At 61.5% G+C, this 16,087-nt stretch carries 16 protein-coding genes; 6 read left to right on the top strand and 10 right to left on the bottom strand.

The features are described from left to right. Positions 1-17: 17 nt before the first annotated feature. Complete coding sequence (locus tag AC1DLT_RS15965; protein ID WP_477487454.1) at positions 18-659, top strand: LysE family translocator; 642 nt, start codon at positions 18-20, stop codon at positions 657-659. Between the two features lie 21 nt (positions 660-680). Here AC1DLT_RS15965 and rlmN read toward each other — a convergent pair whose 3' ends face one another. Further along, positions 681-1,919 carry a dual-specificity RNA methyltransferase RlmN gene (gene rlmN / locus AC1DLT_RS15960; RefSeq protein WP_477484695.1) on the bottom strand — a complete coding sequence of 413 codons (1,239 nt, stop codon included), beginning with the start codon at positions 1,917-1,919 and terminating at the stop codon, positions 681-683. A gap of 221 nt (positions 1,920-2,140) precedes the next feature. Continuing rightward, positions 2,141-2,707 carry an invasion associated locus B family protein gene (locus AC1DLT_RS15955; RefSeq protein WP_477487378.1) on the bottom strand — a complete coding sequence of 189 codons (567 nt, stop codon included), beginning with the start codon at positions 2,705-2,707 and terminating at the stop codon, positions 2,141-2,143. Positions 2,708-3,036: 329 nt separating this feature from the next. Here AC1DLT_RS15955 and AC1DLT_RS15950 point away from each other — a divergent pair, with 329 nt between their 5' ends. Beyond that, complete coding sequence (locus AC1DLT_RS15950; protein ID WP_477487377.1) at positions 3,037-3,600, top strand: sigma-70 family RNA polymerase sigma factor; 564 nt, start codon at positions 3,037-3,039, stop codon at positions 3,598-3,600. 12 nt (positions 3,601-3,612) lie between these two features. Here AC1DLT_RS15950 and AC1DLT_RS15945 read toward each other — a convergent pair whose 3' ends face one another. The 4 genes from AC1DLT_RS15945 to AC1DLT_RS15930 all read right to left on the bottom strand — a co-directional run bounded on the left by AC1DLT_RS15945 (position 3,613) and on the right by AC1DLT_RS15930 (position 5,716). Beyond that, positions 3,613-4,011, bottom strand: coding sequence for a YkvA family protein (locus AC1DLT_RS15945; RefSeq protein WP_038546611.1), 399 nt, complete (start codon positions 4,009-4,011; stop codon positions 3,613-3,615). A 56-nt stretch (positions 4,012-4,067) separates the two neighbouring features. Next, positions 4,068-4,370, bottom strand: coding sequence for a 4a-hydroxytetrahydrobiopterin dehydratase (locus tag AC1DLT_RS15940; RefSeq protein WP_038546613.1), 303 nt, complete (start codon positions 4,368-4,370; stop codon positions 4,068-4,070). 38 nt (positions 4,371-4,408) lie between these two features. Beyond that, the gene (gene thpR, locus AC1DLT_RS15935) at positions 4,409-4,999 is read right to left on the bottom strand and encodes an RNA 2',3'-cyclic phosphodiesterase (RefSeq protein ID WP_038546616.1); all 591 of its coding nucleotides are present in this window, start codon (positions 4,997-4,999) and stop codon (positions 4,409-4,411) included. Positions 5,000-5,065: 66 nt separating this feature from the next. After that, positions 5,066-5,716 carry an arylesterase gene (locus tag AC1DLT_RS15930; RefSeq protein ID WP_477487376.1) on the bottom strand — a complete coding sequence of 217 codons (651 nt, stop codon included), beginning with the start codon at positions 5,714-5,716 and terminating at the stop codon, positions 5,066-5,068. 76 nt (positions 5,717-5,792) lie between these two features. Here AC1DLT_RS15930 and AC1DLT_RS15925 point away from each other — a divergent pair, with 76 nt between their 5' ends. The 4 genes from AC1DLT_RS15925 (at position 5,793) to AC1DLT_RS15910 (ending at position 10,729) form a co-directional block, all read left to right on the top strand. Further along, positions 5,793-6,506, top strand: coding sequence for an ABC transporter ATP-binding protein (locus AC1DLT_RS15925; RefSeq protein WP_247035595.1), 714 nt, complete (start codon positions 5,793-5,795; stop codon positions 6,504-6,506). Then, positions 6,503-9,046: an ABC transporter permease gene (locus AC1DLT_RS15920; protein WP_477487375.1), complete on the top strand. Its 2,544-nt coding sequence runs from the start codon at positions 6,503-6,505 to the stop codon at positions 9,044-9,046. The genes AC1DLT_RS15925 and AC1DLT_RS15920 overlap by 4 nt, the downstream gene beginning before the upstream one ends. Positions 9,047-9,280: 234 nt before the next feature. Beyond that, entirely contained in the window at positions 9,281-10,063 is a 783-nt protein-coding gene (locus tag AC1DLT_RS15915; RefSeq protein ID WP_477487374.1) for a Bax inhibitor-1/YccA family protein, read from the top strand. Between the two features lie 108 nt (positions 10,064-10,171). Further along, positions 10,172-10,729 (top strand): N-acetyltransferase family protein, encoded by a 558-nt coding sequence (locus AC1DLT_RS15910; protein ID WP_477487373.1) that lies wholly within the window; start codon positions 10,172-10,174, stop codon positions 10,727-10,729. Between the two features lie 9 nt (positions 10,730-10,738). Here AC1DLT_RS15910 and AC1DLT_RS15905 read toward each other — a convergent pair whose 3' ends face one another. The 4 genes from AC1DLT_RS15905 to acnA form a co-directional block, all read right to left on the bottom strand. Beyond that, entirely contained in the window at positions 10,739-11,128 is a 390-nt protein-coding gene (locus AC1DLT_RS15905) for a DUF2794 domain-containing protein (RefSeq protein ID WP_038549783.1), read from the bottom strand. Positions 11,129-11,418: 290 nt separating this feature from the next. Further along, positions 11,419-12,168 (bottom strand): DUF1223 domain-containing protein, encoded by a 750-nt coding sequence (locus AC1DLT_RS15900; RefSeq protein ID WP_247137632.1) that lies wholly within the window; start codon positions 12,166-12,168, stop codon positions 11,419-11,421. 194 nt (positions 12,169-12,362) lie between these two features. Continuing rightward, positions 12,363-13,100 carry a sulfite exporter TauE/SafE family protein gene (locus AC1DLT_RS15895; RefSeq protein WP_038546634.1) on the bottom strand — a complete coding sequence of 246 codons (738 nt, stop codon included), beginning with the start codon at positions 13,098-13,100 and terminating at the stop codon, positions 12,363-12,365. A 115-nt stretch (positions 13,101-13,215) separates the two neighbouring features. Further along, positions 13,216-15,909 carry an aconitate hydratase AcnA gene (acnA, locus tag AC1DLT_RS15890; RefSeq protein WP_477487372.1) on the bottom strand — a complete coding sequence of 898 codons (2,694 nt, stop codon included), beginning with the start codon at positions 15,907-15,909 and terminating at the stop codon, positions 13,216-13,218. Between the last annotated feature and the right edge of the window lie 178 nt (positions 15,910-16,087).

Raw genomic sequence — 16,087 nt, 5'->3', positions numbered from 1 at the left:
ATTCGAGCGTGCGCCCCATGGATTTCCTGCCGAGCCTTGCCACCCTTCTCGCCTTCACGGCTGCTGGTCTGCTTCTGGCGCTGACGCCGGGGCCGGACATGACGCTGTCGATCAGCCGCGCGCTTGGCCAGGGCCGGCGACCCGCGTTGTTCGTGGTGCTCGGCACCAGCCTCGGCGTCGTCTGCCATACGCTGCTGGTCGCGTTCGGTATCTCGGCGCTGATCACCGCGTCACCGACCGCCTTCTTCATCCTCAAGACCGGCGGCGCCGCCTATCTGCTCTGGCTGGCGATCCAGGCAATCCGCTTCGGCTCAAAACTGTCGGTGGAGAAGGTCGACCAGCCCAAGGCGAGCGCACTTTCCAACATTTCGACGGGCTTCTGGGTGAACCTCTTGAATCCCAAGGTCATCATCTTCTTCATGACTTTCCTGCCGCAATTCGTCACCGCCGGCGATCCGGACGTCACGAGCAAGCTGATTTTCTTAGGGGTCTATTTCATCGTCATCGGCATGCCGGTCAACGTGATCGTCGTCCTTGCCGCCGACCGCCTGGCCAACTGGCTGCAGGCCAACCCGAAGGTCCTGCGCGGCATCGACTGCACCTTTGCCGGCGTCTTCTCGGTCTTCGCGGCCAAGATTTTCTTCACCCAGGCACGCTGACAGAAAAGCCGGCCTCGTTATTCAATCGTCCTCGCCGTGCCCGGCGATCATCATCGCCTCGAAGGCGAGGCGGTCGGTCTTGCGCATCCGCTCCGATTCCGATTTCAGCTGGCCGCAGGCGGCGAGGATGTCGCGGCCGCGGGGGGTGCGGATCGGCGAGGCGTAACCCGCCTGGTTGATGAAATCGGCGAATTTCTCGATCTGCGCCCATTCCGAACACTGGTAGTTGGTGCCCGGCCAGGGATTGAACGGGATCAGGTTGATCTTGGCCGGAACGCCCTTCAAGAGCTGGATCAGCGCCTTGGCGTCCTCCAGGCTGTCGTTGACGTCCTTCAGCATCACATATTCGAAGGTGATGCGGCGGGCGTTCGAAAGACCGGGATAGTTGCGGCAGGCCTCGATCAGCTCCTTCAGCGGATATTTCTTGTTGATCGGCACCAGCATGTCGCGCAGGTCGTCGCGCACCGCATGCAGCGAGATCGCCAGCATCACGCCGATCTCGTCGCCGGTCCGGAAAATTTCCGGCACGACGCCGGAGGTCGACAGCGTGACGCGGCGCTTCGACAGCGACAGCCCGTCGCCGTCGGTGGCGATCAGCAGCGCCGTCTTGACGCTCTCGAAATTGTAGAGCGGCTCGCCCATGCCCATCATCACGACATTGGTGACCTTGCGGTCGCCGGTCGGCACGAAGGCGCCGGGCGGCGTGTCGGTGCCCGGAAAATCGCCGAGCCGGTCACGTGCCAGGAGCAACTGCGACAGGATTTCCTCGGCGGTCAGGTTGCGCACCAGCTTCTGGGTGCCGGTGTGACAGAAGGAACAGGTGAGCGAACAGCCGACCTGGCTCGAAATGCAGAGCGTGCCGCGGCCTTCTTCCGGAATGTAGACAGTCTCGACTTCGACCGGACGGCCGGCGCCGCGCGGCGGAAAGCGCAACAGCCATTTGCGGGTGCCATCGTTGGAAACCTGTTCCTCGACGATTTCCGGACGCGCAATGGTGAAATGCGCCTTCAGCATTTCGCGCATATCCTTGGCGACATTGGTCATCGCGTCGAAATCGGATACGCCGCGGATATAGAGCCAGTGCCAGAGCTGGCTGACGCGCATCCGCACCTGCTTTTCCGATACGCCCTTTTCCTTCAGCGCCTGCGCCATGTCCTCGCGCGAAAGCCCGATCAGTGACGGCTTGGTGCCGAACAGATCCGGATTGGCGACGAGCGGCTTCTTGATGGCGAGCGGCGCCAGAGCCTCTGAGACTGACATTCTTCTATCCCGTTCGAACACATGCAGCTTTCCCACGATCGATCAGCGGGAAAGTCAGGGCATGTTGGATGCGTGAAACCTGTATCGGCCCATTGGGCACATGTGCCGGACCTTCGTTGGGGCGGGCTTTATCATCAAATAGCCGCCGCGTCACTATTCTTCAAGAAATGCAAAAGGCCGGTCCTAAGACCGGCCTTCCAACTCTTGCCGCGCACGGGCGCCTACTTGCAGGTTTCGATCTGCTTCAGCGCCGCCGCAATGCCCTGCAGCGAATAGGCGTAGGAGGTCCTGGTGCCGCGGCCGGAAACGGCGCTGACGCTCATGTTGTGACCCGTCTTCATCGCCGCGACGAGCGCCGGCTCCTCGGCCGCGTTCTCGACCCAGGCCGCCTTGTCCTTGGTGAACATCGTGAAGTTCTTCTTGTCGATCGTCACCGTCACCTTGGAATTCGGCTGCAGGACGTATCCGACCATCGCCTGCGGCTCGTAGGAAATGTTCTGGCCCGGCCGCTGCGAGACGATAAAGAAGATATCGCCGTGATCGACGCTGGCCGGTTCCTTGGTGGTCGGCACCGAAAGCACGTAGCAGACGTTGCTGGCGCCCGACTTGTAGGAATAGGCGCCCCACGCCTTGAACTGCTGGATGCGGGTGGGACCTGCGGCGGCCGGTGCCGGCGCCTGGGCCTGCTGTGGCTTGGCCGGGGCAGTGGCCTTCGGCGCCTGAGCCGATGCCAGGCCGGCGCTTGCAGCCAAGATTGCCAATGCGGTTGCGATTGTTCTTACAGACATGGTCTCCTGCCGGTTTTGTTCGTTCAACGGCCCGAGCGGGCAAGCCTTGCCAGGCATGATCCTGATTCGGTGCATTTTGACTTGATCCTGGTTACCAAACCGTCAACCAGATTATTAGAATCTTCTGAATCTCCTGCCTGGGCGCGTAGGTGCGTGGAGATAGCACTCCCCGCCATGCCTCCAAAGAGCCAACCAGCAGAATTTCCATGCGTTTCGTCAATCAGTGACACAAGGATTGGGGCAAGAGTTTGTCCTTTTCCTAACTCTCACAATGACATTAGAATGGTCGAATATGACGCGAATCTCATCGGAAACTGTGCGCAGCGTAAATGGATGTAGACGAAAGAGACCACTTCGCCGGCTTGGTAAGGGCAGTGGCCGATGAGCGCGATCAGGCAGCTTTTACCGTGCTGTTCGATCATTATGCGCCGCGTCTGAAATCCTGGCTGATGAAACGGTCGATGCGGCCCGACGATGCGGAGGAACTCGTCCAGGAGGTGATGGCCGTTCTCTGGCACCGCGCCGGCCTCTACGATCCGACGCGATCCTCCCTGTCCACCTGGCTTTTTCGCATCGCCCGCAACCGTCGCATCGATGCGGAACGGCGGGCGAGGCACAAGTATCTGGATGTCTACGAACCCCTGTTCTTCGTGACCGAGGCGCCGGGCGCCGATACGATTTTCGAAGGCGAGGAACGGGATGCGCAGGTGCGTGCAGCCCTTGCCGACATCCCCGGCGAACAGATGGAAATGGTGCGGGCGGCCTTCTTCCTCGGCCAGTCCCATTCGGAAATCGCCTCGTCCACGGGCCTGCCGCTCGGGACGGTGAAGTCACGAATCCGGCTTGCATTCGAGCGCTTGCGAAGAGTTCTCGACGATCCTTCGGGGGAATGACGCCCCGTGAGACTATTTGCCGCGCACGCCCTCGGCGATGTCCGGATTGTCCGCAAGCGCCAGATCGGCAGCCTCGTAATGGCGGTCGGCGATATGGCCCTGGATCATCCGGAAAGCTGCTGCGAGCACGGCGACATCGTCGGTGAAGCCGACAAGGACGAACATGTCCGGCACGAAATCGATCGGCATCACGAAATAGGCGAGCGCGGCAAGCAGCACGCCCCGGACGCGGGTCGGAGTCCGCCGGTCGATCGCGCAGTAATAGGCGGCGATCAGGTCGCGGCTGAACGGGACCTGCCGCACGGCCCGCTTCAGAGTCGGCCAGAACTTAGTCCGCACCTGCCGCTCGCGGCGGCCTTGTGTATCCTCGTCACCCGGCAGCAGAATTTCGCCGATCTTCACGTCGTCCATGGTCGCTCCGTTCGCTCAACGTGTGCCCACCCAATATGGGCTCTCGACCATGAAGTTCAATTGCGGCGCGAGGATGCCTTGTCCATCGCCCGGGCAAGCTTGAAGTCGATGTCGGTCAGCCCTTTTGTCGCGTGGGTGGTCAGCAGCACGTCGACCCGCGAATAGACGTTCGACCATTCCGGGTGATGGTTGAGCTTCTCGGCGGACAGCGCGCATTCGGCCATGAAACCGAAGGCCTCGATGAAGGTCTTGAACTTGAAGCTCCTGAAGATCGCGTCGCCTTCCGGCTTCAGCTCCCAGCCATCGAGCGTCGCGAGTTCACGCACGACGGCAGCCGCATCCAGCTTTTCGTAGTTCATCGTCCAACCTTCCTTCGGACTAAAGGGGCGCCTTCCGGTTAAAGGAGGCTCTTCGCCGGCTCCATGTCGCCGGCATAGGCAGTGCCGTAGCTTGCCTCCTGCAGCGGGAAGATTTCCTCCGTCAGATACGGTCCGCCTCCGACCGACTCCTTCGACGACAGCAGCACGAAACGGGGGACGGTGAAGGGTGCCGTGTGGAAATTGCCGCGGCCGGCAAGATAGTGAACCACGTCGTCCAGGCGGCAGTTCTTGAGCCGTGCGAGCGTCACATGCGGCGTGAACTTGCGGGGATCCGGCGGCAGACCGATACGCTGGCAGATCCGTTCGATCTCCGCCTGCAGCGCGTAGATCTCCGGCGAGGGTGAAACGCCGGCCCAGATGGAATGCGGTTTCTTCGATCCGAACGAGCCGATCCCGGTCAGCGTCGCCTGAAATTCCGGTCGGTCGATGCGGTCCAGCCGGTCGACGATCTCGTCGGCGGTGCGGCCGTCGACATCGCCGATAAAGCGTAGAGTGATGTGATAATTCTCCACGTCGATCCACCGGGCACCGGGGATCCCGCCGCGCAGGAGAGACAGACTCATCGCTACATTGCGCGGAACTTCGAGGGCGGTGAAAAGTCTCGGCATAGGGACCTCCTCGAATCTTTTGCAGATGCAAACAGCGAATCATGCAACGGAGTTCCGCGCAAGCTGTTATTTTCCCTTATCCTTAATAGCCCCCAGGAAGCTTTTGACAGGTTCGATGGTCTTTTCGACCATCACCGCGACCCCTTTGGTGTTGGGATGCATGCCGTCGGAGAGCTGCAGGCTGGAAATGGTCGCGACCCCATCCAGGAAGAATGGATAGAGCGGCACCACGTATTTCTCCGCCAGCCGCTTGTAGATCGGGTTGAACTTTTCGGCATAATCGCCGCCCATGTTCGGTGGCGCCAGGATGCCGACCAGGAACACCGGGATCTTCCGTTCCTTCAGCCGCGCCAGGATCGCATCGAGGTTCTTTTCCGACTGCTCGGGGGAGATGCCGCGCAGCGCATCGTTGGCGCCGAGCTCGAGGATCACGCCGTCAGTGCCGTCGGGCACCGACCAGTCGATGCGCGAAAGCCCTCCTGCTGTCGTATCGCCCGAAACGCCCGCGTTGGTGACCACGACATTCTGCCCATCGGCCTTCAGCGCCGCCTCGAGCTGGGCCGTATAGGATTCGGAAGGCGCAAGCTGGTAACCCGCCATCAGGCTGTCGCCGAAACCGACGAGCTGGATCGCCCTGTCCTGCGCAGCGGCCGGCAGTGCGGCCAGCGCCAGCGCGGACATGACGATGAAGTGAAGCAGGCTTGCTTTAAAACTCACGATCCGTCTCCTAGATTGGGCGCTACCGCAACGCGGTGTTCGGGTTACGCTTCACGCCTATATAGGACGGTTCGATTTGACTAAAACCATCATCACGCTGAAGAAAGCCGATCTGACGCTCGGCAGCGCGGCGGCCTCGGTGCATGTGCTGAAGCAGATCGACCTCGAAATCCGTGCAGGCGAAGCCGTCGGCATCGTCGGGCCTTCGGGCTCGGGAAAATCGACGCTGCTGATGGTTCTGGCCGGCCTCGAACGCCTCGACAGCGGCGAGATCGTCATCAACGACGCACCCCTTCACGCCCTTTCCGAAGACAGGCTTGCCGATTTCCGCGGCCGCAATATCGGCATCGTTTTCCAGTCCTTCCACCTGATCGCCAACATGACGGCGCTCGAAAACGTCGCCGTGCCGCTCGAACTCGCCAATGTGAAGGACGCCTTCGAGATCGCCAAGCGGGAACTGACCGCCGTCGGCCTCGGCGAGCGGCTGAGCCACTATCCAGGCCAGCTTTCCGGCGGCGAGCAGCAGCGCGTGGCGATTGCCCGCGCCCTTGCCCCCTCGCCCTCCGTGCTGATCGCCGACGAACCGACCGGCAATCTCGACACCGAGACCGGCCGGCAGATCGCCGACCTCTTATTTTCGAAACAGGCCGAGCGCGGCATGACCATGCTGCTCGTCACCCATGACAACGCGCTTGCCGCCCGCTGCTCCCGCCAGATCCGCGTCCGCTCCGGCGAGATCGTCGGCGACAGCGCCACCGCCCACCTGTCCGTCCAGGCGGTCTCCGCATGAGGTCGGCCTTTCCGCGCCTTTCGATTTCCTTTCGCCTGGCGCTACGCGAAATGCGTGGCGGCCTGGCCGGCTTTTACATCTTCCTCGCCTGTATCGCGCTCGGCACCGGGGCGATCGCAGCCGTCAATTCGGTATCGCGCGCCATCACCGGCGCCATCGCCTCACAGGGACAGGAGATCCTTGCCGGCGACATCCGTTTCGAACTGAACAACCGCGAAGCCACCGACCAGGAAAGCGTGTTCCTGGCGAGCCTCGGCAAGGTCTCCCTGTCCACCAGCCTGCGCTCCATGGCCCGCAAGCCTGACGGTTCCGAACAGGCGCTGGTCGAGGTCAAGGCGGTCGACGACGCCTATCCGCTCTATGGCAGCTTTGGCGCCGAACCGGCGGCACCGCTTCCTGACCTGCTTGGCAAGCAGGGAGAGACGTTTGGTGCTCTTGCAGCCCCGCTGCTGCTGGAACGCCTCGGCCTCAAGGACGGCGATCAGCTTCTGCTCGGCAATGCCAGGCTGACATTGCGCGGCACGATCACCGCCGAACCGGACGCGCTTTCCGACGGTTTCGGCTTTGCGCCCCGCCTGATCGTCAGCCGCGAAGCGCTCACCGCTTCCGGCCTGATCACCACCGGCAGCCTCGTCGAACATGCCTATAAGATCCGGCTCAATGATCCGGCGACCCGTTCGACGCTGACCACCCGCGCCAATCGCGAATTTCCGAGTGCCGGCTGGTCCATCCGCACCAGCGACCGCGCGGCTCCTTCGCTCACCGAAAACGTCGACCGCTTCTCGCAATTCCTGACCCTGGTCGGCCTGACCGCCTTGATCGTCGGCGGCGTCGGCGTCGCCAATGCCGTGCGCGCCTTCCTCGATGCCAAGCGCACCACCATCGCCACCTTCAAGTGCCTGGGCGCACCGGCCTCGGTGGTGACGATGATCTATCTCATCCAGATCATGCTGCTTGCAGTGGTCGGCATCCTGATCGGTCTCGTCATCGGCGCCATCTCGCCCTTCGTGGCGCTGCAATTCCTCGAAGGCGTGCTGCCGGTACCGAAAGAAGTCACCTTCTACCCCTCAGCGCTGGCGCTTGCCGCGCTGTTCGGCATCCTGATCACCTTCGCCTTCGCAGTCCTGCCGCTCGGTCATGCCCGCGAAGTGCCTGCGACCGCGCTTTTCCGCGAACAGAGTTTCGACAATACCCGCCTTCCCTCCTGGCCCTATCTTCTGGCCGCCGGCCTGGCACTCGCCGCCCTGGCGGCGCTTGCGATCGTCTCGGCGGAAGAACGTTTCATCGCCTCCGTTTTTCTGGCCGCCGTCGCCGGTGCCTTCGTGCTCTTGCGCCTTGTCGCGGCCCTCATCGCCGCCCTTGCGAAAAGAAGTCCGCGGGTCAATTCGCCGGCGCTGCGGCTGGCGATCGGCAACATCCACCGGCCGGGCGCACTAACGCCCTCGGTCGTGCTGTCGCTCGGCCTCGGCCTTGCCTTGCTTGTGACGCTCGCCCTGATCGACGGCAACATGCGCCGCCAGCTGACCGGCAGCATTGCGCAGCAGGCGCCGAATTTCTTCTTCGTCGATATCCAGGGATCGGAGCGCGAAGGCTTCGTCAACATCCTGAAACAGCAGGCGCCGGAGGGGGCGATCACCCAGGTGCCGATGCTGCGCGGAAGAATCCTCGCCTTCAACGGCCAGGACGTCACCCAGATGAGCGTGCCGCCGGCCGGCCGCTGGGTGCTGCGCGGCGACCGCGGCATCACCTATGAGGAGAAGCTTCCTTCCAATTCGGCGCTCACCGCCGGGCAATGGTGGGGTGCAGACTACACCGGCGAGCCGCTGGTGTCCTTCTCGGCCGAAGAGGCCGGCGAACTTGGCCTGAAGATCGGCGATACCGTCACCGTCAACGTGCTCGGCCGCAACATCACCGCCCGCATCGCCAATTTCCGCAAGGTTCAGTGGGAATCGCTGTCGATCAATTTCGTGATGATCTTCTCGCCCAATACCTTCCGCGGCGCGCCGCATGCCTGGCTCGCGACGTTGAGCGATCCTTCGGCCACCGCCCAACAGGAAGCCTCGATCCTGCGTGCCGTCACCAACGCCTATCCGACCATCACCAGCGTTCGGGTAAAGGATGCGATCGACATCGTCGACCAGCTCGTCGGCCAGCTCGCGACCGCGATCCGGGCCGCCGCCGCTGTTGCGCTGATCGCCTCGGTGCTGGTCCTTGCCGGTGCGCTCGCCGCCGGCAATCGGGCTCGCACCCATGACGCCGTTATCCTGAAGACGCTCGGTGGCACGCGCGGCATGCTGATGCGCGCCTTCAGCTACGAATATATGATCCTGGGTGCTGCGACCGCGCTCTTTGCGCTCGTCGCCGGTGGCCTCTCCGCCTGGTTCGTGGTCAGCCGCATCATGCGGCTCCAATCGGTCTTCCTGCCTGATGTTGCGGTGCTGACGCTCGCCGTTTCGCTGGTGCTGACGGTCGGAATAGGGCTTGCCGGCACCTGGCGCATATTAGGGCAGAAGGCCGCACCTGTGCTGCGCGAGCTCTAATTCGTCCAGAGGTAGTATTTCGTGTTAACTCTCGGATCAAATTCCCGTCAGAACGTCCCATAGGTTGCTAAATAGCGCCTGTGGCTTGCGTTTTTCGCTTGGCGCACCTCTTGTATGTGAAGCGATCTCGCATCATATTTATGCGCAGGCTTGCTGGAGCTCCGCAGCGGCGCCTGGGTCCGTAAAAAAGGGGGCCCGACACCGTGAATAATTCCGGAGCTTAAAGAGGAAACAATGGCTGACTTTAACAACTACCAGACCCGGGCGGCGCAGGGTCGCGCCCAGTCCGGCGCGATGATCGATGAAGGCCTGCGCGCCTACATGCTCAAGGTCTACAACCTGATGGCTGTCGGCTTGGCTATCACCGGTATCGCTGCTTATGGTATCTCGGCCCTCGCAACGACGACGGATGCAGCCGCAGCTGTCGCCCGGCTTCCGAACGGCATCCTGCTGACCAGCCTTGGCGCTGCGATCTACGGTTCGCCGCTTCGCTGGGTCGTCATGCTCGCACCGCTCGCGGTGGTGTTCTTCCTGAGCTTCCGCGTTCATAAGATGAGCGTCAGCGCTGCGCAGAGCACCTTCTGGGCCTATGCGGCCCTGATGGGCCTGTCGCTGTCGTCGATCTTCCTGGTCTACACCGCCCAGAGCATCGTTCAGACGTTCTTCATCACCGCTGCCTCCTTCGGCGCCCTGTCGCTTTACGGCTACACGACGAAGAGAAGCCTGTCGGGCATGGGCTCGTTCCTGATCATGGGTCTGTTCGGCCTGATCATCGCCTCGATCGTCAACATCTTCCTGGGCTCCGCCCCCCTCGCTTGGGCGATCTCGGTCATCGGTGTTCTGATCTTCGCGGGCCTCACCGCCTACGATACACAGAAGATCAAGGAAATGTACTTTGACGGCGACGACGTCGCGGTTGCTGGCCGCAAGGCCATCATGGGCGCTCTGACCCTTTACCTCGACTTCATCAACCTCTTCACGTTCCTCCTCCAGTTCCTGGGCAACCGGAACAACTAATCTCCGAGGAATTCGAACAGGAAAAAGGCGGCCTCCGGGTCGCCTTTTTTGTTGCCCGGCTTCGCGTTGCGGCATAGGCTTGGCTATTCCTTTCAACGGCCTGCCTCAATGACATTCCATCTCCGCGACGCCTCCCCCGCCGATCTTCCGACCATCACCGAGATCTATCGCGACAGCGTGCTGAACGGCACCGCAAGCTACGAGATTTTACCCCCGGACCAGGCTGAGATGACGGCTCGCTTCGAGGCAATTCGTACCAAGGGGTATCCCTATATCGCGGCGGAACAGGAAGACGGCACCCTGCTCGGTTATGCCTACGCGTCCGCCTTCCGGACCCGCCCCGCCTATCGCTGGCTGGTCGAGGATTCGATCTACCTGGCGCCGGAAGCGCGCGGCAAGGGCGTGGGCAAGGCGCTGCTGAAAGAACTGCTGGTGCGTTGCGAGGCGCTGGGTTTCCGCCAGATGGTCGCCGTCATCGGCGGCGCCAGCCCTGCCTCCGTGGCGCTCCATCGCGGCCTCGGTTTCGAACTGACCGGCACCCTGAAGGGCACCGGCTTCAAACACGGAAAATGGCAGGATACCGTGCTGATGCAGGCAGCCCTCGGCGAAGGCAACGAAACCGATCCGGATCCCAGCGTCTATCCGGGTTCGCTGTTTACCGGGTAGCGATCAGCGTCAGTCGATCAGTTTCAGCACCTTGTCGAACACCTTGAGCACCTGCGGCAGCTCATGGCCGCGCTTCATGATCAGCCCGTGGGTGTTCGTCACGGAATAGGCGCCCTGCTTGGCGGCAAGCTTCGGGTTCTTCTCGATTCGGAACAGCGGCGTCTCGCCCGAGCGCTTGAAAATGGAAAACACCGCCCGATCCTTGAGGTGATCGATGGCATAGTCCTTCCATTCTCCTTCACCGACCATACGGCCGTAAATCCTCAGGATCGCGTCGAGTTCGCGCCGGTGGAAGGTGACCGGTGCAGGATCGAGATTCTGCCTATATTCACTGAGATCGACGACGACGGCTGTGTCCCGGGATCTCTGGCCCCCCGGCAAATCCGGCTGATCTGTCATCAAGACTCCCAAATCGTCAAATGTCAGAGACATGACAGTTTGCCCGAGAGGCTGCAAAAATCAACCCCGGCAATTTCGCGGGGAGCGAACCGCACGATTTTATTGTTGCCCCATTTCGAACAAAAGAGTGCCCGATTTCGAAGCGAAATTGACGATGTTGGTTGGCGCCGTTTTCAGCGCCATATGGCCCGGTCTGGTGCATTGACCCTTACCCCCAGCCCCCCAATGTTATTGGATCGGGCCGCCAACAAGTTCTCATACAGTCAGCCAGCCCGGAACCGCGCCTGCGGTCAATAGTTCTTGCGACCCACCATCAATACCGTCGCGCCGAGAATGGCTGCCGGTTCGCCGCCCGGACCGGAGGTCTGCAGCAGGATCGCGCAACCGTCCTTCTTGGACTTGCCCATCAGCTTGCCTGGCAGGGTCAGCTTCATGCTCTGGCCGTTCCAGGTGCCGACCGACTGGACGTCATAGACGGCGTGCCAATATTCCATGTTCTTGCCGCTGTTTTCACCCTTGGTGACATCCACCTGCTGGCGTTTGGTGAAATAGGCGACGACAACGTCTGCCTGTCCCTTGCCGCCGCCGATCTCGATCTCGATCTCGTCGCCGCGCATCGCAGCGGTCACCGGAACGTCTAGCCCCTTGCCGTTCTGGCCGAGCACCTTCACCTTGTCGTTGATGACCGTGAGGTCCGTGCCCTTGACATGATCGCGGCCGTTGATGACGGCCTGCGGAGTATAGACGCCGGTTCGTCCGAACGTCTTGGCATAACCATATTGCCGCTCGGTATTTTCCTTGGAGCTCAGTGTATCGGTCCAGCCGAGATAGTTCCAGTAATCGACGTGGTAGGAGAGCACGACCATGTCACCCTGCGCCACCAGCTCGCCCAGCGCGGCGTCGGCCGGCGGGCAGGAAGAACACCCCTGAGAGGTGAAAAGCTCGATCACGCCCTTCGGCGCTCTCACCTCTCCCGCCAATGCAGCGCCCGCATAAAACAGGCCCGCAACAAGGAGTACGGAGCGAAAACGAAAGGGCATGGGTGGCGGACCTTTTTATCAGGGCAACTGTTATCCACGATTGCTCGCGGCGATCAAGGCCGAATGCACTGGATGGCGGAAAGTAACCACCGGGCACCTTCAAGAGAAAGTCACGAAGGGGTGAAGACCGGATAATTGATCGGTTCCCGAATGCGTTTCGTTGGGCGCCAAACTTGGCGAAAAATACGCTGAGGTCAAATCAGTTTAAGCAAGCCCTGAGTAAAATAAACGGCACCCACGCCGGTGACGACCCAGCGCGTCCAGGCGCGGAAATTCTGGTCGGTCATCTTCTGCAGGATGCCATTGCCGACATGCGCGCCGAGGATGGCGATCGGCGCGGCGAGCAGGATCGAAATCCAGTCGGAGGCTGGCAGGCCGGAAGCCGCGTTCCAATAGAAGGCGACCTTCGTGAGATGCGAAAGCGTCTGGATCGACGCCTTGGTGGCGATGATCTTGCGGCGGTCCATCTGGGTGCGGATAAAGAAGATATCGACCGTCGGCCCCGCGACGCCGACGCTGATCGTCAGTGCGCCGGAAAACAGCCCGCAGATGAAAGCATGCAGCGGCTTTGACGCATCGAGCTGCAGTCGCTTGACGGGCAGCCAGACCAGGATCGGCATCAGCCCCACTCCGATCAGCACGACGACCAGGTCCGGCGCGTAATTGACCGAGAACAGCACCGCCGCCGAAACGGCGACGCCGAGGCAGAGGATGCCGAGGATACGGTAGTCGATATAGGCGCGGGAAAACCAGGCGCGCGATCCGTTCGACACCATCTGGATGATGCCGTGGAAGGCGATCGCAGTACCGACGGGATAAAGGAAAAGCAGCACCCAGAGCAGGATCAGCCCGCCCGCCATGCCAAAAATTCCCGAAAGCAACGATGTCAGGAAAACGGTGACGGCCATTCCGGTGAGGATGACGACGGTCAAGGAACAGGCACCTTAAGAGGCAGAACGACGCCCCTGGCAGATTTGGAGAAGCATCGGTTATCGGAAGGAAATCCGCCGAAGTTTTTCACTCCGGCGGATGATTGCCATTTGTCGCTTAGGCTGCGAGGTCGCGCAGAACGGTCTGCAGAATGCCGCCATTGTTCATGTAGATGACCTCGTCGAGCGTATCGATGCGGCAGAGGATGTTGATTTCCTTCACCGTGCCATCGCCGTAGGTGATCTTGGCGGTCTTCCATTCGCGCGGCTTGATGTCGCCTTCGAGACCGAGAATCTCGACAGTCTCGTCGCCCTTGAGGTCGAGGCTGGCCCAGGTCGTGCCCTCTTCGAAGACGAAGGGAACGACGCCCATGCCGACCAGGTTCGAGCGGTGGATACGCTCGAAGGACTGGGCGATGACCGCCTTGACGCCGAGCAGGTTGGTGCCCTTGGCAGCCCAGTCGCGCGACGAACCGTTGCCGTATTCGACGCCGGCGAAGATGACGAGCGGAACGCCCTCCGCCTTGTACTGCATGGCCGCGTCGTAGATCGACATCTCTTCCTTGGACGGATAGTGGAAGGTGAAGCCACCTTCCTTGCCGTTCGGGCCGAGCATGTAATTACGGATGCGGATATTGGCGAACGTGCCGCGCATCATCACTTCATGATTGCCGCGGCGCGTGCCGTACTGGTTGAAGTCGGCAACGCCGACGCCGTGACCCGTCAGGTATGCACCGGCCGGCGAAGCGGCCTTGATCGAACCGGCAGGCGAGATGTGGTCGGTGGTGATCTTGTCGCCGAAGAGACCGAGGACGCGGGCGCCCTTGATGTTCTTGAGGCCCGAACCGGTCTTGCCCATGCCGACGAAGTAGGGCGGGTTCTGCACATAGGTCGAATCGTCGTCCCAGGCATAGGTCTGACCCGGAGGAACCTTGACCGCCTGCCAGTTCTCGTCGCCCTTGAACACGTCCGCATACTTGGTTTCGTAGAGTTCGCGGGTGACGTATTTCAGGATGAATTCCTGGACTTCCTTCGAGGTCGGCCAGATGTCCTTGAGGAAGACCGGGTTGCCGTTCTGGTCTTCGCCGAGCGGCTCGGAGGTCAGGTCCTTCTGGACCGAACCGGCGAGCGCATAAGCAACGACGAGCGGCGGCGAAGCGAGGTAGTTCGCCTGGACGTCCGGCGAGATGCGGCCTTCGAAGTTGCGGTTGCCCGAGAGCACGCCGGCGGCGATCAGGCCCTTGTCGTTGATCGTCTTCGAGATCGGCGCCGGCAGCGGGCCGGAATTGCCGATGCAGGTGGTGCAGCCGAAACCGACAAGGTTAAAGCCGAGCTTGTCGAGATCGGCCTGCAGACCGGACTTGGCAAGATATTCGCCGACGACCTGGGATCCCGGTGCAAGCGAAGTCTTCACCCACGGCTTGGACTTCAGGCCCTTGGCAACCGCGTTGCGGGCAAGAAGGCCGGCAGCGATCAGCACCGACGGATTGGAGGTGTTGGTGCAGGAGGTGATCGCGGCAATTGCCACGTCGCCATGGCCGAGATCGAAATCCGTGCCTTCGACAGGGTAGCGATTGTCGAGCTGGCCAGGCTTCTTGTATTCGGTATCGAGCGAACCGGCGAAACCGGATGCGATCTTGTCGAGCGAGATGCGGCCTTCCGGACGCTTCGGGCCGGCCATCGACGGCACGACGTCGTTGAGGTCGAGTTCCAGCGTGTCGGTGAAGACGAGGTCGGAACCATCGCCTTCGCGCCACATGCCCTGGACCTTGGAATAGGCCTCGACCAGTGCGATCCGCTCATGCGTGCGGCCGGACATGGTCAGGTAGTTGATGGTTTCGCCGTCTACGGGGAAGAAGCCGCAGGTCGCGCCGTATTCCGGACCCATGTTGCCGATCGTCGCGCGGTCGGCGAGCGGCATGTTGTCCATGCCCGGACCGAAGAATTCGACGAACTTGGAAACAACGCCCTTCTTGCGCAGCATCTGCACGACGGTCAGCACGAGGTCGGTCGCCGTGACGCCTTCCTTGAGCTTGCCGGTGAGCTTGAAGCCGATGACTTCAGGCAAAAGCATCGAGACCGGCTGACCGAGCATCGAGGCTTCCGCTTCGATGCCGCCGACACCCCAGCCGAGAACGCCGAGGCCGTTGATCATCGTGGTGTGAGAGTCCGTGCCGACGCAGGTGTCCGGATAGGCGATCGTTTCGCCATCCTCTTCCTTGGTCCATACCGTCTGGCCGAGATATTCGAGATTGACCTGATGACAGATGCCGGTGCCCGGGGGAACGACGCGGAAATTCTTGAACGCCTGCTGGCCCCACTTCAGGAAGCGGTAACGCTCGCCGTTGCGCTCGTATTCGAGCTCGACGTTCTTGGCGAACGCGGTCGGCGTGCCGAATTCGTCGACGATAACCGAGTGGTCGATGACGAGGTCGACGGGAACCAGCGGGTTGATCTTTTCCGGATCGCCGCCGAGCGACACCATCGCATCGCGCATCGCGGCAAGGTCGACGACGGCGGGAACGCCGGTGAAGTCCTGCATCAGCACGCGGGCCGGACGGTAGGCGATTTCCGCTTCCGTCAGACCCTTGTTGTTCAGCCATTCGGCAACGGTGAGGATCTGTTCCTTAGTGACGGACTGGCCGTCTTCAAAGCGGAGCAGGTTTTCGAGCAGCACCTTCATGGAGAAGGGCAGCTTCGAAACACCGGCCAGGCCGTTCTGTTCGGCCTTGGGAAGACTGTAGTAAACGTAATCCTTACCGCCTACGGTAAGGACGGAGCGACAATTGAAACTGTCGAGAGACTTAGCCACGGAATAAACCCCGCTGATTAAAGAGCCAACACGCGCGTGCGGACGCCTATGCACTTCATGCACATCAGGATGCGGGTACGACCATTTCCGCTGTCCGCACGAGAAGATTTTTTGGGATCTTCAGGTTCGGCGGAAGATTGAAATCACGCCGGCCGCTGGCGTGGTTGCAGTGCTTATA

It is taken from the genome of Neorhizobium sp. 05N33 (genome assembly GCF_056397445.1).
The sequence above is the reverse complement of the archived record's forward strand: the minus strand, read 5'-3'. Positions and strand labels throughout refer to the sequence as shown.